The following is a 24422-nucleotide window of genomic DNA, read 5'->3' as shown; positions in this document are numbered from 1 at the left end:
TTATTGTGAATTTACTCCAAATTGATTATTTTATTTTTTAGGCTCTCAAAATTAACAGGTTTAGTAATATAGTCATCAGCTCCATAAGCGATTGCGGTTTGGTAGTTTCTTTCATCTCCATAAGCGGTAATCATAAAAACTTTTAGATCGGGAAACTTTTCTTTGATAATTCTGAGCAGTTCTATCCCATTCATTCCTGGCATATTAATATCAGACAAAATCAAAACAATCGACGCTTCTTTATGATTTTCTAAGTAGTCCAATGCCACCTCTGCTGACAGGGCAAAATAAAAGTGGATTAGCCCTGATTTGATTTCTTTTCTAAATTTTTGAGTAAACAAAGACTGAATATCTTCCTCGTCGTCTACAACCATTACTTTCATTTTTTTACTCCTGAATTTCTGCTGTTTTTTTCGGCAATGTAATTATAAACTCTGTGTAATTTCCTACTTCTGTTTCGACTTTTAGTTCTCCGCGATGTTGCTGGACGACAACATCCTGACTGATAGAAAGACCTAGACCAGTACCTTCTGCGGGTGGCTTTGTCGTAAAAAATGGATTGAAAATTTTATCGAGGACCTCTGGCTGTATACCTGCGCCATTATCGCGAATGCGGATTTCAATCCGACCTTCCAGATTTCGAGTTTTCACTTCAAGTATAGGTGAAAATCCTGACCCCATTTCTTGTTGCTTTTTATGGGCTGCATAGCAAGCATTGCTAATAATGTTAAGAAACACCCTAGCTATATCTTGTGGCACGACCTTTACTTGGCCAATGTCATTGTCATAGTCAGTTTCTATGGTAATGTTAAAAGCTGTTTCTTTAGCTCGCATCCCGTGATAGGCTAGATTGATATATTCGGCCAATAAACTATTGATATCTGTAGCTTCCCACTGACCGCTTTGTTCCCTAGAATGCAACAGCATATTGCCAACGATTTTGTCGGCTCTTTGACCGTGTTGATGGATTTTTTTAAGATTAGCTGTGATGTCGGTTAATAGCTCGGCAATATCCTCACTGGTTTCAGGATCTAAACGTTCTGCTTGATTTTCAATTTTTTCAAACAGTTCTTCGGTTAATTCAGCAGAAAGTTCTGAGAAATTGTTGACAAAATTTAAGGGATTTCTGATTTCGTGGGCAATCCCGGCTGTTAAACTGCCCAAAGAAGCTAGTTTTTCTTGGACAACAATCTGATTTTGCATAGCTCTGAGATTTGCTTCGATCCGCTGGCGCTCTTGAATCTCATTTTGCAATTGCTCCACAGTATGGGTGAGTTCAGAGGTACGCTCCTCAACTTTGATTTCTAGTTCCTCATTAGCTTTTTGCAGTGCTTCTTGGGCTTGCTTGCGATCGGTGATATCGCGGACGATCGCCACATATTCTTGCAGATCCTGATTGGAAAGGGAAGCTTCTTGAGAGAATCGGTCGGAGATGGCAACTTCCAGAATGCGCGAGTCTCCATTGGACAACTTGAGAGTTTGTTCGCTGCGACTGAGCCAGTCTTCTGGCTGAGTCTCTAATCCGGGTAATAATTTGTTCAGGTGAGATCCAATTAGCCTAGTAGAATTGATTCCGAAGACGCTTTCAGCAGCAGGATTAGTCTGGCGAATTACACCTTTTTCATCCAGCACTACGATCGCATCTAGGGCTATGGTAAATAGCTGTTCTGCTCCCTCTCGTGCCTCGTCCATTGAGACGACTTGGGGTAAACTCGTCCAGCAGGCAACGGTCACCCCAACAAAAGCAACTAACAAAACCAGCACTACTAATAGATTCAATCCAACACTAGAGTTAGCATATAATCTGATGCCAAAAATCCAGCCGACAGCGACGGCGCTGACAATCAGCAAGATCGAAATTACAACCTGAAATGCCACAAAATCTGGCATTTTGCTCTGGCTTCTGTTGCGGTAAAGCCGAATCCACCACGACGGATGGAAGGGGGCAAAGGCAATGCGACTTATCCCTGCATCTACTGCCAAAATGGCAAGGGGAAAACACAACCCAATGATAAAGTCTTGCCAGCCCCAAGCCAAGCCTCCGACTACCAGCACCACCGCATCTACTATGAAGAAGGCCAGCGACCACCAAGGCCACCGAACTTCTGGACTACCCCGCCGCAGCCACAGTGATAGATGGAATATTGTCAGGCACACAACCAAGCCAACATTAGTAATCGCCACAAGCCGAGGGACATTTCCCCAAGCTAGACAGATTAAACTCAGAACCAAAACTAAGACAAGCCCAAATCCAAATACACCGCGTCGGGATACAACTGCGAATGTTGGCGAAATATGTCCATCGACGGCAAGTTGGTACAACATCCGGGGGCAGTTGGAAACTATGGTTGCGCAACTCAGAAGACAGCTAGCGACCACCAGAAACGTGACGAGGGAGGGAACCCAGGGCCCCCACAATACCTGACAGGCAGCTAATAAATTCAAGAATACGTCATCTTTTAGACCTGGATCGGTGGCCAAGCGCATCAGTACCCAAGCGCCTCCTAAAATCACAGGCAGCATCCCCAGTGCGGAAATTTTGAGAAACTGCAAGGTTTTAGTAGGGTTGCGGCTATCCGCTACGAAACTGGCGGCGGAGTCACAGCAGTAGAAAATGTATGTACCAAAGTAAAACCACTTAGCCCAGTCAATAAAGGTGAATGGCGGCCAAGTTGCGGGGAAAAATCCGGGACTGTTTGGTGAAAAAGCTAACCAGAATAGACCATAAATGGAAAAAACGGATAATACGCCGACTGTCGGCAACACAAAAAAGGCGTGCAGAATACTTAAGGCGCGAGTGCCGCTGAAGGTCAAAATGAAGGGTAGGAGCGTGAAGGTAATATTTAGTAAAGTTTCAGGACAGCTAAAACCCAAACTATTGAGGTTGACTTTGATTAGCTGCGTCAGTACGATCGCAGAAATTGGCAGTGTTGCTACCCAGCTTAAAAAGTATCCGATCGCTGCATAGCTTCCCAGACCCGGATAATTTTTCAGCAGTCGGGCGGTATAGTTGGGCGTTCCCCCAGCCATGTCTGGGAAATACTCACCGATGCGTTTTACCTGTAGGTTGAGCATCATACCCATGATGATACCGGGCAACCAAACGAAGATGGCGCTAGGCCCGATCGCTGCTTGGATGGCTGTGGCGATGGTAAACCAATTGGCGTGACCGGTGAGTCCAAAGCCCGATGTTTCCACCGCACTCAGGCTTCGAGGCAGGCGCATGAGCGATCGGCTATTAAGATTTTCTCTTGGGGAAGCCTGAGTTGGTTCTGAGTGGTAGCCGTTTTCGGGCTGGTGTCGGATGCCTATCGCCATCAATGTTACCTATTATTTTTTGGATGTTGCAATCGCTACCCCGATGTTCAGCTTTATAGAGTTCAACTTTTTTTTTTAAGTATTTTTGCTACTCTTAAATTTTGGCAAAGCTGCCTTTCCCAGTCAACCATGAAAAGCTATCTCAATCCATCTTCAATATTACATTTTATTTCTGACTTCTGGCTTTTGCTAATTTCGCGTTATTTTAGCTATGCCCTTAAGGGCTTCGGCTAAGTCGTTGGGTGTTTAGGGATTTCCGGTATTACAAAGAAATTGGAAAAATGCGATCGCGAGCTAGATTTTACCAGGCTTTACCCTGATTTTTTGTTTAACTCCCCTTAACTCGCTTTCATCTCTACCCGATCGCTCTGCCTAGTGGGAATCTCGATCGCAAATTCTGTACCCCGATCGGGCTGCGATAAACACCTCAAATCTCCGCCGTGCTTATGCACAATCTGATAGCTGATGGAGCATCCCCAGCCAGTGCCTTCACCCACAGGTTTAGTTGTAAAGAAAGGACTGAACAGCCGCTTTCTTACCTCGCTCGTCATCCCGGCCCACGATCTTTAACACTGATTCTTATCCGAATTTTTGAACAATAACTGAATACCTTCCTCGTCTACAACCATTACTTTCATTTTTTTTACTCCTTGATTTCTGCTGTTTTTTTCGGCAATGTGATGATAAACTCTGTGTAATTTCCTACTTCTGTTTCGACTTTTAGTTCTCCGCGATGTTGCTGGACGACAACATCCTGACTGATAGAAAGACCTAGACCCGTACCTTCTGCTGGTGGCTTTGTCGTAAAAAATGGATTGAAAATTTTATCGAGTACCTCTGGCTTTATACCTGCGCCATTATCGCGAATGCGAATTTCAATCCGACCTTCCAGATTTCGAGTTTTCACGTCAAGTATAGGTGAAAATTCTGACCCCATTTCTTGTTGCTTTTTATGGGCTGCATAGCAAGCATTGCTAATAATGTTAAGAAACACCCTACCTATGTCTTGTGGCACGACCTCTACTTGGCCAATGTCATTGTCATAGTCGGTTTCTATGGTAATGTTAAAAGCAGTTTCTTTAGCTCGCATCCCGTGATAGGCTAGATTGATATATTCGGCCAATAAACTATTGATATCTGTGGCTTCCCAATGACCGCTTTGTCCCCTAGAATGCAACAGCATATTGCCAACGATTTTGTCAGCTCTTTGACCGTGTTGATGAATTTTTTTAAGATTATGTTTGAGATCGGTTAAGAGCTCGGTAATGTATTCATTGGTTTCCGGCTCTAACCGTTCTCCTTGATTTTCTAATTCTTCAAACAGTTCTTCGGTTAATTCAGCAGAAAGTTCTGAGAAATTGTTGACAAAATTTAAGGGATTTCTGATTTCGTGGGCAATTCCGGCTGTTAAACTACCCAGAGAAGCTAGTTTTTCTTGGACAACAATCTGATTTTGCATAGCTCTGAGATTTTCTTCGATCCGCTGGCGCTCTTGAATTTCATTCTGCAATTGCTCTACAGTGTGGGTGAGTTCAGAGGTACGCTCCTCGACTTTGATTTCTAGTTCCTCATTAGCTTTTTGCAGGGCTGACTGGGCTTGTTTGCGATCGGTGATATCGCGGACGATCGCCACATATTCTTGCAGATCTTGATTGGTTGTCGAAGCGCTTTGAGAGAATCGGTCTGAGATGGCAACTTCTAGAATGCGCGAGTCGCGATCGGGTTGGTTGAGAGTTTGTTCGCTGCGACTGAGCCACCGATCGGGCTGAACCCCTAATCCGGGTAGAAATTTGTTGAGGTAAGACCCAATTAGCCTAGTAGAATCTATTCCGAAGACGCTTTCAGCAGCGGGATTAGTCTGGCGAATTACACCTTTTTCATCCAGCACTACGATCGCATCTAGGGCAATGGTAAATAGTTGTTCTGCTCCCTCTCGTGCTTCATCCATTGAGACGACTTGGGGTAAACTCGTCCAGCAGGCGATCGCCACCGCCACAAAAGCAACTAACAAAAGCAGCGCCAGCAAAAGATTAGAACCAACACTAGAGTTAGCGTTTAATCTGATCCCAGAACCCCAACCGATCGCCACAGCGCTACAGACCAGTAAAATCAGGATTACCACCTGAAACGTTACAAAATCTGCGACCAGGCGATTGCTCTGCGTCCTGTAAACTTTAATCCACCACTCCGCATGGAAGGGGGGAAAGTTTATGCGTCGCATCGCCCTATCCGCTGCCCACAAGACGATCGGACACAGTAGACCCAGGATGAAATCTTGCCACCCCCAAGCCAATCCGCCACAAACCAAAACAACCGTCTCTATCATAAAGAAGCCTAGAGACCACCACGGCCACAGAACCTCTGGCCGCTTTCTTTGCAGCCACAGTGCTAGATGGACTGCCATAATCGAGACCAGGTAACTAACACCTGCCACGACTACTATATGAGCTAAGTCCCCCCAAATTAGAAACAACAGGCTGACAAACAGCGTAGCCATCAGGGCCGGGCCAAAAACTCCCCGTCGAGACACCACAGCGAAGACGGGGGAAATTTTTCCGTCTACGGCAAGTTGATACAAAATGCGGGGACTGATGGACATATAAGTTGTCGAAGAAAGCAGCCAGCCGGAGAAGACTAGGAATGTTACGAGCAGGGGAGCTGAATCGCCCCAGAAAGGTCGGGCTGCTACTATCAGACTTGAGAACGGATTGGCGGCGATCTCTGGAGTAATGGGCGATCGCATCACGATCCAGGAAACACCCATAAAGGTCAGAGGCATAAAACCCGTCGAGATTCTCAAAAACCGCAGCGTTTCCCCAGGACGGCGGCTATCGGCGACAAATGAAGCAGCCGTTTCACAGGCATAAACTATAATCGTTGCAAAGAAGTACCATTTTACCCAGTCCAAAAAGCTGAGGCTCGGCACGGTGGTGGGAAAAAAGCCCGGACTGCTTGGAGAGAAGGCTAACCAGCCCAACCCTTGAACGGAAAAAGTAAATAAGAATCCAATAGCCGGGATGATGAAAAATAAATGCAGGATGCTCAACCCCCTAGTGCCGCTCCAAGCCACAATCAGGGGTAGCACTGTAAATCCAATTTGCAATAGCCGCTTCGGAAAAGTAATCCCCAATGGCTCCAGGTTGATGGCGATCGTGTCTGTGAGTAGGATGGCGTTAAACGCCCCACCACAAGCCCAGCCTATGTAATATCCCAGGGCTGCATAAAGTCCTATAGCCGGGTAGTTTTTTAGCAGTCGAGTGGTATAGTTCGGCGTTCCTCCGGCTACGTTTGGCCAATGCTCGCCTAAGCGTTTCATTTGCAAGTTCAGCATCATACCGACGAGCATTCCAGGCAACCAGACTAAAAGCGCCCCAGTTCCGAGAGCGCCTTGGAGCGTCGGCGCAATGCTCAGCCAACCGAGATGAGAAGTCAGGCCAAAGCCCCAAGTTTCTAAAGAACTGAGAGTTCGCTCCAAACGCATAGGCGATCGCCTATTCAGATTTTCTCTTGGGGAAGGCTGAGTTGGATCTGAGTGGTAGCCGTTTTCCGGCTGGTGTCGGATGTCTGTCGCCATCAGTTTTACCTATTATTTTTTGGATTTTGCAGTCGCCACCCCGATGTTCCGCTTTATAGAGTTCAACTTTTTTGTATTAAGTATTTTTGCTACTCTTAAATTTTGGCAAAGCGGCCTTTCCCAGTCAACCCCATGAAAATCTATCTCAATCCATCTTTAATATTACCAGGACTTACGCAACTGCCACAGCTCCGTGTACCAGCACCCTAAAATTAGACAATAAACATCTGAACCTCGGAAATTTTGAGTTGATTAATTAAATAATTTGATAGCAGCCCGTATTTAATTTGATATATTGTTTGACGAGTTTTATAGGCTAAACTTTTGAGCGCCAAACCCACACAAGTTCATGGTAAGCAATATGATTTATTGGAATTCTAGCTTGACGGCACTGGCAATATTCTCTGCCGATTAGTTGCTTAATTATCCTAGGAAATTGCTCAATTTTCCAACGAATAGCACACAGTTTTTGTAGGTTCTTCGTGCTGGCTTGAGTTTGGTCGTTAGTCGCGACTGTCAACTTGTCAGTGCCCCGGACTGGTTAAGGTGAGGGCGTGCTCGCGCCCTCACCTTAACCAGTTGCGTAAGTCCTGTAGTTATTAGTAGGGTGCGCTTTGGCGCACTTTACTACTACAGATAGTGTAAAAATACAAGGAATGCAGTGTAAGTCCTGTTCTTGCTTCTTCCCTCTTCCTTTTGACTTCATAACTTACGCAAAAAATGGTTCACTGCGCTATTTGTAGAGTCTCTGTGGACAGAAGCGCACCCTACAGATAAAGTTTAGGCGTCCAGGACAGTTCCCTCTTTTGTTTATTCTTCCTTCTCAATAAAAAACCCCGGTTTCTTGAAGAAACCGGGGTTTTTTCTACCAACTAACAGAGGAGTCAAAAGTTCACAGGTAGCGGTTGCCGGAATTCTGCATTTCTCGCACAACCCTCTAAACCAAACTACGGGCAAATTCTAGTTGCAGCTTCTTTAAAGCTGTCTCATTTCCTCTTCAAGCACCCGAACCAAATCTTGGTTCCCACTGGATCTTGCTACTTCTATGCGGTGAATCAGTTGCTTGTGAATGTTAGCGCGGTGGGTTTCTGCGACTTTTTTTACGTTTTGACGATTTGTGTTCATGGTGGACGTTCCTTATGTTAAATTTGGTGTACCTGCTACTTCTCTAATATAGCGCTAAATTTCAAAAAGTATCTAAATTTACAAAAAATTTACAGTTGTTGACCGATCGACCAAACTACTGTACAGTATTGACCAGAAGTCAATAGCGATATCTTGACAATCCCAAAGAAGGCAAAAGCCTAGAGCTGCAGAAGGCTAGAGCAGCAGAAGGCAGAAGTAGAAATCCTCCCCATCACCCAACATTTACTCAAAGGGTAAGCGACGCACTGCGCACCCAACATTTACTCAAAACTCAAAACTTGCTCCAGCGCCTCTACCAACTGCTGAAGGTGTGCGAGCTCGTGATTTGCCATCAGCGAAATCCGAATTCGACTGACGCTGACAGTCGGAGGTCGAATCGCCGCAGCAAAAATACCCATTTCCTTGAGCTTGCTGCCCGCTATTAAAGCTGCGGCTGCATCTTTTAACGGAAGACTGAAAATTGGGGAGAGGGAATTGGTAATTGGTAATTGGTGATTGGTAATCGCGCAATATTTGAAAGTTTCGATATTTTGTCGCAACCGAACTCGGCGTTCTGGTTCTTGCTGTACAATTCTCACAGCTTCTAAAGCAGCCGCCGCGTCAGCAGGCGTCAATGCGGTAGTATAAATCCAACTCGCAGCTCGATTGCGGAGAAAATCAATTAAAGCAGCAGAGCCCGCAACGTAGCCGCCCAGACTTCCCAAAGCTTTGCTGAGTGTCCCCACTTGCATCAGCGGTGTTCCCGTACACCCGAAATGTTCTGCACAACCGGCACCGCTAGCACCGAAAACTCCTGTAGCGTGAGCTTCATCTACTAATACCATGCAGTTAAATTTTCCGGCCAAAGCTAACAACTGCGGCAGCGGACACAAGTCCCCATCCATGCTAAAGACGCTATCGGTAATAATTAAACACTTGCGGTATCTCGCCCGATTTTGCTCTAACTTGGCCGTTAAATCCTCAAGATTGCAGTGACTGTACTCTAGGGCAGTTGCACCGCTGAGTGCGGCTCCGTTTTTCAGGCTCGAATGGTTGTACTTGTCAGATAATATTAAATCGCGCTTGCCGACAACGGATACGATCGCCCCTAAATTCGCCAAATATCCCGAACTGAAGACTAAAGCATCTTCAGTTTGTTTTAAATTAGCAATAGCCAGTTCTAACTCTCGGTGCAAATCGCGGTGTCCGCTTAGCAACCTCGAACCCGTCGCGCCCGTACCAAATTCCTTAGTTGCAGCTATAGCCGCTTGAATTAACCTGTCATCGCCGGCAAGTCCCAGATAATCGTTGCTGGCAAAGTTAATCAGCCGACGGCCTGCTAATTCTACCACGGGCCCGGGGGAACTCTCGATCGATTGTGGCGATCGATACCAATGGGCGCGGCGAATAGTGTCGAGAGACTTCTCTATCCAAGCGTAAGGGTCAGCGTTCATTTTGGAAAGCGATCGGGTAATAAGTTATATTGTCTTATAGTCAATCCCTGCCTATCACACAAGCATATGCCACTCACTAAAAAATACAGATTAGTCACCCGCAGCGATTTTGACGGTCTTGTCTGTGCCGTTTTGCTCAAAGAACTCGATATGATCGACGAGATTAAATTCGTGCATCCTAAAGATATGCAGGATGGAAAAATCGAAATAACAAATAACGATATTAGCACCAATTTACCCTATGTTGAGGGAATTCATTTAGCATTCGATCACCATTTCAGCGAAACTCTCAGACACGATAAAATCAAAATCAACCACATCATCGACCCCTATGCAGCTTCCGCAGCTAGGGTTCTGTACAAATATTATGGAGGCAAAGCAAAGTTTCCTGATATTTCCGACGCGATGATGCAGGCAGTTGACAAATCAGATTCCGCTCAATTTGCCAAAGAAGAGGTTCTGCATCCACAAGAATGGGTGCTGTTAAACTTCATAATGGACGCCCGAACCGGGTTGGGAAGGTTTAAAGAATTTACGGTTTCCAATTATCAGTTAATGATGCAGTTAATCGATTACTGCAAAAATCATACCATCGATCAAATCTTGCAGCTTCCTGATGTGAAAGAAAGAGTAGACCTCTACTTCGATCAAGAAGAAAAATTTAAAGAGCAAATACAGCGCTGTGCCAAAGTTTATAATAATTTAGTTGTTTTGGATTTGCGCAACGAAGATGTGATTTATGCGGGAAATCGTTTTGTCATTTACGCTTTGTTCCCCGAGTGCAATATATCGATTCACGCACTGTGGGGACTGAAACAACAAAATACTGTTTTCGCAGTTGGCAAGTCAATCTTTAACAAAACTTCTAAAACAAATATTGGGGAGTTAATGTTAAGATATGGGGGCGGCGGGCACCACAATGCCGGAACTTGTCAGATTGAGAATGATAAAGCTAGTAAAGTTTTGAAAGAGTTAATTGCCCAGATAGAGCAAAATGGTTAAATTGGCTTTATCTTTTTTGCAGTCAGGACTTGAGTCTTTGATTATTTTATTCTTCAGGGCTAAAGTCCTTACTACAAACAGGGATTTTCAGAACTGAATTCCTTACTACAAACGGGGATTTCCAGGACTAAAGTCCTTACTGCAAACGGGAGTTTAGTCCTCAAGGTTTTGAGATGGCGGGTTCGGGGCATTGAGATTTTCTGAACTCTTGCCTTTGACTGGCGGCAAATGGTCTACCAAACCCATATCAAAAGCGATATCCGGCAACTCATCAGCGTTATATTTTCCTGCCTCAAACAATCGCCCGGGAGTAAAACAAGGCTGTTTCAATCGTACCACTTCCCCCGGTGAAAACATTCCCCTAAACATTTTGCGTTCGAGTCCCATAATTTCGGCTCCTAAAACAATTCTCGCATTAATCTTAGCAATTTTTGAGCCGCAGCTTCCCAATTAAATAAATCCGCCGTCTCTCTAGCTTTTTGAGCTACCTGAAAACGCATTGGGTCTTCAACAAGTTTTCGCAATTGTTCGCGAACAGACTGAACATTTGGTTCTGCCCAATGAGGAGCATTTCTAATTTTTAGATACTCAGTATCGTAACACTTTCCGACGGGAATTAGATCGTAAGCAATGGGATAGCAGTTATCAGCATTGGCGTACTCAGTCGGGCCGCCGTACATAGTCATAGCGACGGGCAAACCTGCTGCAAAGGCATCCAAAATTTTAATCGCAAAACCCTCGCCGCGAAACGGAGCTAAAAAAGCATCGGCTGACAAGTATAAATCAGCTAGTTCTGCTTTATTATAAAATTTAGGCATTATCACAATTTTTGGCTTTAACTTGCCGAGGCGCTTTTGGATATTGACGAGATGTTCCACTATAACCTCTGGATTTTTGCCGCCATCTTTGATAATTAACTCTACGTTGGAATTGTCTTGAAACTCTTCATAAAAAGCTTGAATGGCGACATCCGTGCCAAATCTATACAAATCAAAAGAATTGGTCATGTGCAGAATATATTTTACATCTTTTTGGGTTTTTTGCGGTTTGGGAAAATAGAGTTGCGAGATTAAAGGATTGAAACCTAGAGGCAGGACTGATACGTTGGTCGCCGGACATCCAGCTTTTATTAAGACGTTTTTAGAATATTGGCTGACGGCTAGTTTGTGGGATAAGTTATTGACAGCATCGTAAATCCAGTAATCATAATCATCAGTGTTTTTGGCGAATTCGTAATTGATAGCAAAAAGTTCTAAGTTGAGATGTCCCTTGAGTTCTTTTAAAAAATAAGGTTTCCAGTAATGAGACCATTTTATCTGAAATAAATCTGATGGTGCGGCGTTCATCCACTTCTCTAACAGGTGGTTTTCTTCTGTTGTGGAAGTACGGGTGAGGTGAGAGGCGATTGTCGAGGGTTCGACAGAAATAGGAATTCCCATTTTGTCTAAAGTTTTCGCCAGGGATAGTGTAATGTCGGCAAAGGAGTTAAAGTGTTGAAAGCCGACGTTAAAGTGAACCATATTTATTAGTTATTAATTATTAATTATTAGTTATTAGTTATTAGTTATTGGTTATTGATTATTGGAGGCAGAGCCTCCGGGTATGTATTTCCAGGCTCTGCCTGGGAACAAGACTGAAAGGCTAAAATACCAACAAATAACAACTAATAAATAACAAATAACAACTAACTAAGGGCTAATTGGCCGATCGCACTAAAATGACTGTACAGTCGCACCCGCGCGCCACAGCTTCCGGGATGTTCCCCTGAATCACCTGCTTCAGCAGCCCTTCGCGGCTCGCTCCCAGGACGATCGCATCGCACTGATCGTTCTGAGCCAAATCAATTAAAGCATCAGAAACCGATGTAGCGCAAACCGAAGTCGCTATTATCGAACAGCTAACCCTGCGCTGGATAAACTCCGCCGCTTGCTTTAATTCGCGGCGATCGGGTTGTGCAACAGAAGGCTGGTGAACCTGACACAATTTAATCTCCGGTACAGCACTCGCAGCCACCAAAGCAGGTAGCAGCCGCAAAGCCGCAGCTTGCTTGTAACCGCCGCGAATAGGCACCAACCAGCGCTGCAAACCCATCAGCGTGTGCAGTCCCAATTCTGGCGCTGGAATGTCTGAATTCGGCGGGGAAAGTTCACTCTCTGGAGTTGCTGATGAATCTGAGCCGATCGCCAATGCGGGATTATCTGCGCCGTCAACTCCTTCGGGCTTTAACTCCCATTCTATAGACGCATATTTCCGCCCGTTAAAAGAGGGGGAAAACTCATTTTTCTTGCGGGTTGCTAATATTTTTTCGCTCCATTTAACCAAAATAACCTCGCAGCCGGCTTGCCGAATTACGGTATCCACAACATCACCAAAAATGCGTCCTTTTGTGGAAAATTCGCCTTGCCAGCCCATCAAAATTAAATCGATGTGCCGCTCCCTAATTGTCTCCAAAATCGCGTTAGGCACGTCGTGAGCTACCCGTATTTGGGTGTGAACTGGCAAGTTCCAATTGCGAACAATTCGCTCGGCTTGTTGCAGCAGGCGGCGGCTTTTGGTTGTCCGCACGGCGCTTTCTGAAGGGGAACTGTTGCGCGGTACTAAGATGATTTGCAGGCATTCTAATTCGTAATTGCGATCGCGCGCGATCGCCGCGGCCAGCCGCAGCAAAGCGGGTGCTGTTTGGGGGTTGGAAAGCGGCACTAATAAGCGGCCGTTTCCGACTTGCGGAGCCCTGGTTTGATAGACAACATAGGAAGGTTCTGGATGCGGGCCTTGAGTTGTTTCTCCGCTGAGGCGATCGGATTCTACTCGGATAATGTCGCTGCGCGTAATAATTCCCACCAAACGGCGGCCTTCTATGACAGGCAAACGGCTGATATTGTAGTTGTTGAGCCTGTACAATACCTCGCTTAAAGTATCCTTTGCTTTGACTGCGATCGGGTGTAGAGTCATGAATTCTTTGAGCAGCGAGTCTCCGGAAAAATTGCGCTCGCTGGCATTTGCCAAATCGGTTTGACTGACAATTCCGACTAATTTGCCATCTTCAACTACTGGAAATCCTCGGTGGTGCGATCGCGAAAATGCCTGCATCACTTCATCGAAAGTCAGCAGACTCGATAGAGTTTCAACTCGGCGCTGCATCACGTCCTCTGCGTACAAGTCGCTTAAAGTATTGCTGGCAGCTTGTGCCTTTGTCAGTTCAATGCCGTTAAACTCCAAAAGGTGATTGTACAGCGAGCCGCTCTCTACCTTTTCTGCCATTAAATAAGCAACTACAGAACAGATCATCAAAGGCAGCACTAATTTGAAATCCGCCGTAATTTCAAACACAATTACTACCGCAGTAATCGGCGCTCTAGTAACCGCGCAAAAAAACGCTCCCATTCCCGCCAAAGCGTAAGTTACCGGTGAACCGATACCCAAGACATCTGCCTGCACAATGCCCACCATGTGACCGAGTGCAGAACCCATAACTAGGGAAGGGGAGAACAATCCTCCCGGAGCTCCAGAAGCAGCGGAAATAATTGTTAGAAAAAAGTGAGCTACAAAAGCAATTAAACTCGTTATGCCGCTTGCTTCACCTGTCAGCAGAAACTCCCGCAAACCCGTATTGTTGCGGAAACCTTCTGGGAGAAAAGCTATTACTGAACCGCAGATTATGCCAGCTAGAGCCACTCGCGCGGGCAAAGCTAATTTGAGCGATCGCCTGTTAAATTGCAAGCTAGCAACAATCCCTTTCGTGAACAAAGCTCCCAGCAATCCCGCTAAAACTCCTAACAGTATGTAAAACGGAATTTCCTGAGCCTCAAAACTGCTTTGGTACTCGCGAAGGTTCAAACTTAAACTATCGCCGCCCAAAAGCTGAGAGACAACTGCACCGATAAATGAAGCGATAATTGCAGTCCCTAAAGTCAATCCCGAAACGTCGTGCAGCAGCTCTTCAACTACAAACAAAACTCCTGCAATCGGAGTATTGAAACCAGCAGCCAATCCCGCAGCAGCACCGCAAGCAATCAATTGTCGGCGGTAGTCTGGGGAAGTAGGCATCAAGTGACCTATCCAGCCGGCCAAAGATGCTCCTATTTGCACAGTTGGGCCTTGCCTGCCTAAAGTTAAACCGGAACCAACTGCTAAAATAGTGGTCAGAAGTTTGGCGACAGCTACTCGCAAATCTAAGGAAAGATTGACTCCGCCGAGAGCAGCTTTGACGTGAGGAATGCCGCTGCCGGCAGTTTCGGGAGCAAAACGCTCAACCAAGAAACCTGTTAGCAACCCGCCGCATAAACCGACGCCCGGCAGTAATATCCAAGCTGGAATTACTGTCGAGGTAGCAACTCGCCAACTACCGAGCCATCCAACTCCTGATTTGAGCAAAACGCCAGCCAGTCCAGAAATTAAACCGATCAGACAAGCTTCAAAAATAGCGAGGCGTTTCGGTCGTAAAAACAGTTGAGATGCGATGACCCTGGAAGGTTCCCTAAATTGTTTAGGGATAGTAATATACGGCATAAATAGCGTTGATTACCTGAGAATTGTCTGCTCGATTAAACTTTAGCAAAAAATCCTTCGATACTTACCTGAAATCTGCTGTAATTCCGATGCTACCGGATTTGATATCAATCTGCGATTTTTTTACCCTATAGCCTCCACCAGTGTTTTCAAATCCGGCACTTCTAAATCACGCTAGCCGCAGGCCGGCAGTGTCGCCCCAAATCCTGTTTTCTCGTGTCTGCGATTTAGCCAAATCTATCTCGCGACTTGACAGCAATTGTCTCAAGGCTGGCTGTATTCTGCTTTCCCAATCTATGAGATGGCCGTAGCAGTCAAAACTTACAAATTCAAATTGATTAAAATTTAACCTCTGTCATTGCTTCTATTCTACGGTTGATATTCAGCAAAAATTTCAATTTTTCCGACAATATTGCGATTAAATTCGACCAATTCTTCTGCCGGAATCCAATATTCTTCCTGAATCGAACTGCCCACATTTTGAACAGGATATTTTTTTAAGAATTCTGCGGCAACCCGAAAGCGGGTGACATAGCCGAAATATCCCGATGCTGCATCTCTTGTATTCCAATCTCGCGCGATTTGTATGGCATAGGCTTTGTGAAGTACAGGATAAAAAGTAGGCTGAAAGGATAAGCGAGGCGGGAATGCCAGAAAATCGCTTTCTTTAATCAGTTCCATTTCTTTTTTGCCGACGGCTCGGAACAGCATTACTGTCTCTCGATCTGATATATTGATATTTTTAAACCAAGCTTTCCAACCGTCCCAATTGTGAACTATTTTAGCCAATTCCGCGTAACCAGCCGCGCGGGGATGGACCCCATCGTTTTCGGTAAGTTCTTTTTGCCAAATTTCCGATTGTTTCAGGGGGGTGCAAACATCTAGATAAGGCACGTTTAACTCACTGCAAACTTGAGCAAATTGTTCGGATAAGCTGGCAATGCGGCTTGTGCGATCGGCATCGATAACTGGCGGTGGCCCTACCATTAAAACAGGGACTCTTTCTTGGGCAGACTTGAGAATATATCGCGCATTTTCAATTGATTTCTCAATTTCAATGCGAATTTTTTCGTTTTCTAGGTAAGTGTCGTTGACGCCAAAGGAAAATACTATTCTGCCGTCGCCGTAGTGAGGTAAGCGGCAAGAAACTTCGCTGAACCAGCGAGTTTCTATATCGGCACTGGTTTCTCCCCTGATTCCTAAATTGTAATAGGTAATATCGTGTCCTTGTCCGCAAGCAGCCGCGCAAATCCGTCCTGTCCAACCGAGACATTTGGGATCGCAAGTACCGTTTACAAAAGAATCGCCGATAAAACAAATACGCATAGTATGTGTGGGGATTAGGAATTGGAAATTGGAAATTGGGAATTGGGAATTGGTGACTGTTGACTGTTAACTGATGATTGATGACAACTAACAACTAACAACTGCCAACTGCCAACTGCCAACTGACTTTAATTCTTGCCGATAACGGACAATCCCTCTACAATTAGAGACGGTGTGTGGCAAGAACCGTTCCACTCGGAGTCTCCTCCCAATTCTACCAATTGTTTGAGAACGCTGTAGACGTTGCCGGCTACCATTGTGTCTTTGATTCTGCCGACTATTTGACCTTTTTTAACTCGGTAGCCGAGATCGACGTTAATCGAAAAATCGCCGGAAATTCCAGCACTGCCGCCGAGCATTTGATCGACTACAATTCCGTCGTCTAATTGAGCGATTAAATCGATTAGCGAAAGCGAACCTGGTTTAATCAAAACATTGAACAAACTCGGCGTGGGATAGCTGCCCAAACCCGGGCGAAATCCGTTGCCGGTGGTGCCGCTACCCAAGGCTCGACCGGTGGTGCGATCGGTATAAAATAGCTGCAACACTCCGCTGTTGATAAAGACGATCGCCCGGGTGGGAGTACCTTCGTCATCAAAAGGACAGCTATAGGGCCCGGTATCCGGCTGCTGCGAGAGGGTGACAAGCGGCGATGTCACTTGTTGGCCTAATCGATCGTTCCAAGGCGAAGCGCCCTCGAGTACCTGTTTGCCGTTCAACGCCGCACAGACAGTCCCCCACAGTAAATCGGCTGCTTTGGCTGTAAACAGCACCGGCACGCGGCCCGTGGCGGGAGCAACATTATCTTTGGCCCATTCTAAACGCTGCAAAACCCGCTTGGCACTCGTGTTTAAGTCGAGGGTACCGCGTTCGGTTTCGCCTTCCCAAATGTTGAGGAAATCTTCTCCCCGCACTAATTCTGCTGACAAGTAACCGCTGAGGGTGGTGTCGGTGTGACTGGAATCCAAGCCTCTGGTGTTCAGCAAGCGGGTGCTTTCGATTTCGCAGTCGAGTTCGGCGGTGCAGAGGCTTTCGGGATAGGCTTCGCGGACGATCGCGATCGCCTCTTTTCCCCAGTTTACTAGCTGTTCGGCCGGCACCGACACTCCGCGATCGGGATAAACAACTTTCTCACCGGTGCCGAGTTCGATGGTTTCCGGTTCGTTGAGTTGCGAAAGCGCGATCGCCCTGTCCACCAAAATTTGCGGTTCCACGGGCCCGTAGGCCACCGCCAAACCCGGCCGCCCGTCCCGCCACAGTCGCAGGGCAATGCCTTCTGCTTGGGCGGTTTCTAGCTGTTTGAGGCGGTTTGCTTCAAAAAAGACCGGCCGCGAGAGCGATTGCGATTCCAAAACCTCAGCAGCTTCTGCACCTGCTTTGGTAGCTAGTTCTAGCAGTTGTTCTGCTGATTGGTCATTGGTCATTGTTGTCTGTGGTTGGTAATGGGCGATTCGATTTTCGATTTTCGATTTTCGATTAAAGAATTGGCAATGACTTACTGGATATGGGTTGGGAGCACGAGCCTACATTTAGATTCTTTTGGGAAACTGGTATAATTGGGGATAACAAGATGCTACGTATTTGTTATTATTTGCATCTTGTCCAAGCCCTTAGCGTCGATTTTAGATTTTAGATTTTAGATTTTAGATTTACTCCACAGATGAATCTGGGAACTTGAACTATCAATCTAAAATTTCGATCTCTCCACGACAGGAGTCGGGGGCTTGGAACCGTTTTTGAGCGGTGTCAGAAACCAGCTTTCTTGCTGCAAGTCAAATCTCAAAGCCGAGAGTTTTTATCAAAAAACCTGGTTGCTTAAATCAGATTGAGAATGCTGCCAGATATCAGTTATTGCCAAGCGAGCGACTAAATAGTTAGTTCGTGCAGCAGCCAAAACCCTGCAAAAGATTCCGATTCCGGCTTCGACTGAATTGCTAAAAAATGTACTTTTTTTGCTTGCTTTTTAGCGGCTTCAAATCCTTTCGCTTCTCTCTCAGTTGCTGCGTCTCTGAGATTAGCTAAAATCCAGCGATCGTTAGCTCCCGTATCTAATACCAGCCTAGCGGGGGGGCCGCTGTCAAATTTGAGAAAAGCCAACTCCAAACCCGACATCCAACCTGCCAGGGCTGCTGCTCTCGACGAGTAGATAATAAGTCCCGGAATTTGCGTTTCCGGGCCCAGGCGTGTCATCGGCAGTCCGAAAGCTTCGCCAAATCCGATATCCCACTCGGACATTTCGTCAAAAGCTGCGAGCGGCAAACTCACAAACGTCCATTTTTCGCCGATTAAAGCATCCGGCAGCGCAACTGGCGTTTCGGGTACAAATTGAACGCTCGGGTTCACAACCGGTTGATAGCCCGGTTCGGCTGGATAAACGTCTTGCATCCGTTCTTCCAGCCACAGGCTGAGGGCGAGGGTGCGGCGGCTGCAGGCGGCGGGAATGTCCAACTCCTCGCAGGCTTTAGTAATCATGTTCGCCATTTGGCGGCGGAAAAAGCGGATTTTTTCGGGTCTTTTCGGTGCTGCGGCGATCGCATCTTTAATTGCACCCGCCAGCCACAGGGAATTCACGGTTGAACTGGAGCAGAATTGCGAGTAGCGAAACAGAGATTCGGCCTTGTCGCCTACATTCAGCGGGCTTTCGCAGATCAACACTTCCCATTTTTTTTTCTCTCGCTCGTCTATGATTGGACGGCTGTAAAAGTCGAGTTCCCAAATAGTAGCCATGCCGCGCTGTTAAAAATTAATCCTTTCTCATGTTACCGGACAGGGGACAAGTTTCTGATTCTGACAATTTAAGGCTGATTTTCAATCGCGGGCGATCGCATTAACCCAACTAATTATGCCTCTGTCAACTCTGGGGCGATCGCACTTTCCCAAAGATTGCCGCTTTCCCTTGCAGCTTCCCGTGTAATTTTTGGCAGCAGCGCACAACCGGACGCATTAGCAACTCTTCGGAGAACTGTCGCGGAGCAATCTCAACCTGCGATCGTTTGTTAAACTTGTGCAAGCCAGGGAAAACCAACTGTATAGCTTGATTCCATGAGACAAATCATTCTCGAAAAGATTGTTTCAACCTTACAACCTTCAGATTTTGTTCTCGCTTTATGGCAAGGAGGTTCAGCAGCCCACGGATACACCGACGAGTGGTCTGACCTCGATATTGCGGTTGTGGTTGAAGATAACTGCGTGGAAGAAACATTTGAGATTGTTGAAAAAGCCCTCGCAGAAATTGGCGAAATCGAACTCAAATATCGAGTTCCCGAACCCGCTTGGCACGGTCAGTCGCAGTGTTTCTGGCGGCTCAAAGAAACTCCACCCTTTTTGCTAATTGATTTTGCTGTTTTCCGGCGCAGCAGCCGCAACGATTTTCTGGAAATAGAAAGACACGGGAAAGTGCCGATCGCCTTTGACAAAGCTAATCTAATTGTACCGCCTCTTTTGGATCGAAGGAAACATTTATCTACAATGCAGTCGAGATTCAACGAAATTAAAATTCGTTTCGATTTGCTGCAACCTCTGGTAAAAAAAGAGATTTATCGCGAACATTTAGTAGATGCGATCGGCAACTATCACAACTGGACGCTTCTACCATTAGTCGAACTGCTGGGCATGATTTACCGTCCTCAGAGATACGACTTTGAACTCAAATATTTTAGCCGAGACTTTCCGCCAGAAATAGTCGATCGCACCGCACCGCTTTTCTGCATTGCCAACCTTGAAGATTTGGCAGCCAAACAGCAAATAGCTGAGGCTTTTTTTGCAGAAACTTTACCGCTTGCAGAAGCTAATTTTTACTTTGATAACACCCTAACACTACCGCAATAGGATCAAGGTTTCGTACCAAAAACGATTAATATAGTAGCATCAACCTTAAAGATTAACATCCCGTGACAAAACTCAGCGTTAACATCAACAGAATCGCCCTTCTCAGAAACTCTCGAAACATCGGTATCCCCAGCGTTACGGAAGCCGCAAAAACAGTAATTGCTGCCGGAGCTCACGGCGTTACAGTTCATCCCCGCCCCGACGAAAGGCACATCAAAGCTGCCGATGTTTACGAATTAGCCAAAATGCTAACTGTCGAGTTCAACATTGAAGGAAATCCGTTTCAGCCGCCATTTATGGATATAGTTTGCGACGTAAAACCGGCTCAGTGTACCTTGGTGCCGGACGCTCCCGACGTGCTAACATCGGATAGCGGTTGGAATATTCCCGAAAATCGCGATCGGCTCTTACCAATCATTCAAAAATTAAAAGACAACGGCATCAGAGTCAGCTTGTTTATGGACGCAGAGGCTGATCTCATGCCGCTAGCAAAAGAAGTTGGAGCAGACAGAGTAGAACTGTACACGGAACCCTATGCAACTGCTTTTCGCGAAGGTAGAGTAGAATCTGTTTTTCAACAATATGCCTTAGCAGCTCAAGCCGCTCAATCAGCAGGTTTGGGAGTGAATGCCGGACACGATCTAAATTTGCAAAACTTAGCTAAATTTTGCTCTATTTCTGATATACTAGAAGTATCGATCGGTCATGCTTTAATTGCGGAAGCGCTAGAAATGGGCTTGTCCAACACAGTACAAGCTTACCTGAAAATCCTGGCAGGTACGTAGTACAAATTAACCTCGTGGGGAAGGGCGGATTTTACAGTGGTAAACTCATTTGTATCAGAGATACTAACTAAATCCGCCCGACAAGCATACAGGATCAAAACTTACGCAAAAAGTGGTTTAACACGCTACGAATATGGTAAGGTGCGCTGTCTATCGCCATACAGAATTAGTCGATCGTCCAAAAATAGGTAACAGTAGGGGCCGTCACCCCGTGCGGGTGCTAGCTTTTTCTAGTAGCAGCGCTCCTCCCACAGCCAAAACACCGCGTTTTCTGGGTGGGGGCATTTTTGAAGCAAGATCCTCCGAAACAGCTTGAATTTTCCTCGACCAAATTACTAATATTCTCTAATGATATTATGTGTAGGGAGTATCATTGAAATGTCTCGAAAAACTGAGGCTACTACTTAGCTCCCGCACTGCCAATCTGCTACCAGCAGGTTTTGTGCAAGTACGGGATATTTATGTGTATCCTCCATACTGCTGTAGCCTCTGTGCGATCGCCAGATTTAATCCGGTGAAAACAGGCAAACACAAGTAACCATATACAACTCATTACCAATCGGAAGTGCGACATGAAAAAACTAATTTTACTGACTGGAATGCTACTCGTGATGGCGGCCAAATCTGTATTTGCCAGCCCAGTAGCCCCAAAAATTGCACCGAGCGAGCTGATGGCTGCCTCGGAAATTACAGAAACCGTTAACAAAACCGCTACATCTGCCGCAGTTCCCAACATCGAACCGATCGAGCGAATGTCAACCTCGGAAATTCGAGAAACCATCAACCAACCCACCACCTATATTTTTGAAGGCGTCAAAGGGCGAGAACTCACTCTCTCGCTGTGGGCGGGACAACTGAAAGCCGAACTTTACAGTCCCAATGGTGAAAATATGGGGGTTATTGAAAAAAGCGACAATCAGTGGGTGGGTCAGTTACCAGAGTCCGGCATCTACCGCGTGCGAGTTACCCCGAAAGGTCAGACCAGCAGCTTCGTACTCGGACGCGACTTTAACGCCAAGTGGACTTATAGGCCCGATCGCGCAATGCCCATAGCATTCAGGGAAAAAGAAGCCACAATTAAACTCAAAATGTCCGGCTACCAGATCCAGCCCATCACGGTTCAAGGCAAGCAGGGACAAACAATCAGGGTAACTGCTAGCAACAAAAATCTAGATCTGGCGATCGAATCTCCGTCGGGACAACTCCTAGATCAAGGCGAAGGTCAAACTTTTGCTCAACTCCCCGAATCCGGCATTTACCGGGTGATGGTAGTTGCCAAAAGGCCGGTCAAGCCCTCCATCAAAGTTTATGTGCGATAGCTAAAGATGGCAAAAATACTGTCGCGCGATCGAACTTGCGCCGCCCAATTACCACAGCTCGCCCGATCGGCGAGCTGTTTTTTGCGCAAAATCAACCTTGGATCAGCGCTTCAAAACGTTCTTGTTTCCAAATGCAGCTTAAATCCGAGTCAGCTAAAGCTAGTTCTCGGTATAAATTAGGGATAAACTCCACAGCCCGCTGCAAATTGTCAAGAGCCAAATCAGCAAATCCCAGTAGCGCATAACAGCAAGCTTTATTGTAAAAAGCATTAGCAAAATCAGGATTTATTTCTAAAGCAATTTCGTAGCAAGCAATCGCCTCCGAGTAGTCGCCTTTTCGCGCCAATTCTACACCCCGGTTATACCAAATTAAATAATCTTCAAAGGGAGACTCAGATGTGGGAGTGAACTTGGCATTTGTTTGATTTAAACCTACTAATTTCCCCAAAGCCACTCTCCGTTCGCCCACAGCTTCGGCTCGGCCCGGTTTCAGATCCAGCGATCGACTAAAACTAGCCACTGCTTGTTTGTAAAGTCCCATTGAGTTGGCAGCTATACCGCGATTGTACCAAGCCTTCGCGTCGTCAGGGTTAAACTCGATCGCCCTGTCAAAACTGTTGAGCGCCAGATAGTAAAGCTTGAGTTCCAACAGAGCATTACCTCGGTTGTACCACGCCCAAGCAGCCTCCGGGTGCAAATCTAAAGAGCGATCGAAACTCAGAACCGCCTTATTGTAAAGCCCCATATCGATCAGCGTCAGTCCCCGGTTGTGCCAAATACTCGCCGCCCACGGACTAAACTCCAGAGCCCTGTCAAAACTGTTGAGAGCCTCTAAGTGCTGACCCAACTTTCCTAAAGCAATAGCCCGGTTGTGCCAGCCAAAGCTCGCATTCGGCTGCACCGCCAAGGCCTCATCAAAACTATGTAACGCCTCTAAGTGCCGTTCTAGGTTCCCCAAAGCCATGCCTCGCCCAAACCAAGCCTTATAATGATCGGATTGCAACTTCACAGCTCTGTTAAAGTTCGCCAGAGCAGCACGATCGTCGTTAGCTTCGAGGTGACGCGAACCCAGATGGTAATACCAAGCCGCTTCCAAGTTTTGAATTAAGTTCATAATATTTTGTATCTATCTTAGGGATGATTTTACCTGAAACCATAGCTGGAATAAAACGGTAATTCCACTAAAAATCTGAAATATTTGATACAGGGCGATCGCCCGTACAAATTACCAGTAACAAACTCAACAATTGGCGGTAGAAACTAAATATTTTCCTCTCGTAAGATGGTTTTTTTGCTAACCCACTCATCGCTTGTTGGAGGTGCTGCGCATCTCAAATCAGCGTGAATCGCGGAACTATTTACCGCATCCCGAATTATGTTTGCAGTTACACAAAGAGTCCAAGGCAGCCCAAAGTCTAACTGCAAATCTCATAGTGCGATCGAACTTCTGCTTGCCCAATTCAAGCAACCACAACCGCTGTTTTAGCATTCTCATTCAACAGCAACTGGCCTGTTGCATCAATACTAAAATCTTTCCCCAGCACAAAACCCTTGCCCATCAACCGCTGGCAAACAACCAGCGCAGTAATGCGGCGAATTTCTTCCATCACGTCAGCAGGAATCAAATAACTCAAACTCCAGATCACGGACTCGCAGTCATACCAAATCAAACGCTCAATACTGACAATCATCAAAGCAGCTACACTGTCAACAGACAGCCGCCCTCTGAGATCCGCAATCAAATCTTTACCAATTAAGCTATTGCGAGTCATCATCGCTCTAGCCATCTTCCCAATTTCTTGTTCGAGTTCTAAATGATTCATGCTTGGCACTGGCTTTTATGTTTTTAAAGCGCTACTCAGAGTAAAAACAGTAGCCGCTACCAGGCTCTGCCCTAGCGTAGCTGACGCAGGCTCTACCGCAACTCTTTTAACAAAGTATACCTAAAGAAAGATCCAAAATGTATCTAAAGGCAGATACCAAAATATATTTTTTTAAAATAATTCGAGATACCAAGCCCTAGAAGAGTTACTGGCAGCAGCGAAGGAGCGCATTTTGGCCCGCCGAGGCCTAGGGGTCTACACCTGTCAGCCCTACTTCCTCCCCTAGTGGCGATCGGCTCCTCAACAGGTGGTCCCAAAGCTCTAGCCGCCATTCTCTCCCGCCTACCAGCAAACTTCGG

The 24422-nt window shown here is 46.1% G+C and carries 20 protein-coding genes; 5 read left to right on the top strand and 15 right to left on the bottom strand.

Annotation, left to right across the window (positions count from 1 at the left end):
* Positions 1-11: 11 nt before the first annotated feature.
* The 6 genes from QUA20_RS09110 to bioF form a co-directional block, all read right to left on the bottom strand.
* Positions 12-383, bottom strand: a complete 372-nt coding sequence (locus tag QUA20_RS09110) for a response regulator (protein ID WP_333187897.1) — start codon at positions 381-383, stop codon at positions 12-14.
* Between the two features lie 4 nt (positions 384-387).
* On the bottom strand, positions 388-3318 hold the full coding sequence (locus QUA20_RS09105) for an amino acid permease (RefSeq protein ID WP_333187895.1): 2931 nt from the start codon (positions 3316-3318) through the stop codon (positions 388-390).
* A gap of 338 nt (positions 3319-3656) precedes the next feature.
* Positions 3657-3869 (bottom strand): ATP-binding protein, encoded by a 213-nt coding sequence (locus QUA20_RS09100; protein ID WP_333187892.1) that lies wholly within the window; start codon positions 3867-3869, stop codon positions 3657-3659.
* Positions 3870-3961: 92 nt separating this feature from the next.
* Positions 3962-6892 carry an ATP-binding protein gene (locus tag QUA20_RS09095; RefSeq protein ID WP_333187891.1) on the bottom strand — a complete coding sequence of 977 codons (2931 nt, stop codon included), beginning with the start codon at positions 6890-6892 and terminating at the stop codon, positions 3962-3964.
* A gap of 975 nt (positions 6893-7867) precedes the next feature.
* Positions 7868-8017, bottom strand: a complete 150-nt coding sequence (pirA, locus tag QUA20_RS09090; protein WP_006635290.1) for an arginine synthesis PII-interacting regulator PirA — start codon at positions 8015-8017, stop codon at positions 7868-7870.
* Positions 8018-8298: 281 nt separating this feature from the next.
* A complete protein-coding gene (gene bioF / locus QUA20_RS09085) occupies positions 8299-9471 on the bottom strand; it encodes an 8-amino-7-oxononanoate synthase (RefSeq protein WP_333187887.1) in 1173 nt (390 codons plus the stop codon).
* A 66-nt stretch (positions 9472-9537) separates the two neighbouring features.
* On the opposite strand from bioF, the gene QUA20_RS09080 reads away from it, so the two are divergent.
* Complete coding sequence (locus tag QUA20_RS09080; protein ID WP_333187885.1) at positions 9538-10473, top strand: exopolyphosphatase; 936 nt, start codon at positions 9538-9540, stop codon at positions 10471-10473.
* A 153-nt stretch (positions 10474-10626) separates the two neighbouring features.
* On the opposite strand, the gene QUA20_RS09075 is transcribed toward QUA20_RS09080, so the two are convergent.
* The 7 genes from QUA20_RS09075 to QUA20_RS09045 form a co-directional block, all read right to left on the bottom strand.
* On the bottom strand, positions 10627-10860 hold the full coding sequence (locus QUA20_RS09075) for a hypothetical protein (RefSeq protein ID WP_333187882.1): 234 nt from the start codon (positions 10858-10860) through the stop codon (positions 10627-10629).
* An 11-nt stretch (positions 10861-10871) separates the two neighbouring features.
* Positions 10872-11993, bottom strand: a complete 1122-nt coding sequence (locus QUA20_RS09070) for a glycosyltransferase family 4 protein (protein WP_333187880.1) — start codon at positions 11991-11993, stop codon at positions 10872-10874.
* A 175-nt stretch (positions 11994-12168) separates the two neighbouring features.
* Positions 12169-14982 carry a chloride channel protein gene (locus tag QUA20_RS09065; protein ID WP_333187877.1) on the bottom strand — a complete coding sequence of 938 codons (2814 nt, stop codon included), beginning with the start codon at positions 14980-14982 and terminating at the stop codon, positions 12169-12171.
* 369 nt (positions 14983-15351) lie between these two features.
* Positions 15352-16308, bottom strand: coding sequence for a GDSL-type esterase/lipase family protein (locus QUA20_RS09060; protein WP_333187875.1), 957 nt, complete (start codon positions 16306-16308; stop codon positions 15352-15354).
* Between the two features lie 128 nt (positions 16309-16436).
* The gene (locus QUA20_RS09055) at positions 16437-17732 is read right to left on the bottom strand and encodes a TldD/PmbA family protein (RefSeq protein ID WP_333187872.1); all 1296 of its coding nucleotides are present in this window, start codon (positions 17730-17732) and stop codon (positions 16437-16439) included.
* A 442-nt stretch (positions 17733-18174) separates the two neighbouring features.
* Positions 18175-19035, bottom strand: a complete 861-nt coding sequence (locus QUA20_RS09050) for a Tab2/Atab2 family RNA-binding protein (protein WP_333187869.1) — start codon at positions 19033-19035, stop codon at positions 18175-18177.
* A gap of 81 nt (positions 19036-19116) precedes the next feature.
* Complete coding sequence (locus QUA20_RS09045; protein WP_333187868.1) at positions 19117-19242, bottom strand: hypothetical protein; 126 nt, start codon at positions 19240-19242, stop codon at positions 19117-19119.
* 108 nt (positions 19243-19350) lie between these two features.
* Between QUA20_RS09045 and QUA20_RS09040 the strand changes: the two genes are divergently transcribed.
* The 3 genes from QUA20_RS09040 (at position 19351) to QUA20_RS09030 (ending at position 22240) form a co-directional block, all read left to right on the top strand.
* The gene (locus QUA20_RS09040; protein WP_333187865.1) at positions 19351-20136 is read left to right on the top strand and encodes a nucleotidyltransferase domain-containing protein; all 786 of its coding nucleotides are present in this window, start codon (positions 19351-19353) and stop codon (positions 20134-20136) included.
* Between the two features lie 62 nt (positions 20137-20198).
* Positions 20199-20921 (top strand): pyridoxine 5'-phosphate synthase, encoded by a 723-nt coding sequence (locus tag QUA20_RS09035; RefSeq protein ID WP_333187862.1) that lies wholly within the window; start codon positions 20199-20201, stop codon positions 20919-20921.
* A 572-nt stretch (positions 20922-21493) separates the two neighbouring features.
* Positions 21494-22240 (top strand): hypothetical protein, encoded by a 747-nt coding sequence (locus tag QUA20_RS09030; RefSeq protein ID WP_333187860.1) that lies wholly within the window; start codon positions 21494-21496, stop codon positions 22238-22240.
* 91 nt (positions 22241-22331) lie between these two features.
* Here the strand turns inward: QUA20_RS09030 and QUA20_RS09025 are convergent, their stop codons facing one another.
* Positions 22332-23354 (bottom strand): tetratricopeptide repeat protein, encoded by a 1023-nt coding sequence (locus QUA20_RS09025; RefSeq protein ID WP_333187857.1) that lies wholly within the window; start codon positions 23352-23354, stop codon positions 22332-22334.
* Positions 23355-23700: 346 nt separating this feature from the next.
* On the bottom strand, positions 23701-24063 hold the full coding sequence (locus QUA20_RS09020) for a hypothetical protein (protein ID WP_172184986.1): 363 nt from the start codon (positions 24061-24063) through the stop codon (positions 23701-23703).
* 285 nt (positions 24064-24348) lie between these two features.
* On the opposite strand from QUA20_RS09020, the gene QUA20_RS09015 reads away from it, so the two are divergent.
* The coding region (locus tag QUA20_RS09015; protein ID WP_333188064.1) for a chemotaxis protein CheB at positions 24349-24422 on the top strand (74 nt) is incomplete at its 3' end.

Origin of the sequence: Microcoleus sp. Pol7_A1, from assembly GCF_036701085.1 — a bacterium.
Classification (GTDB): domain Bacteria; phylum Cyanobacteriota; class Cyanobacteriia; order Cyanobacteriales; family Microcoleaceae; genus Microcoleus; species Microcoleus asticus.
The sequence above is the reverse complement of the archived record's forward strand: the minus strand, read 5'-3'. Positions and strand labels throughout refer to the sequence as shown.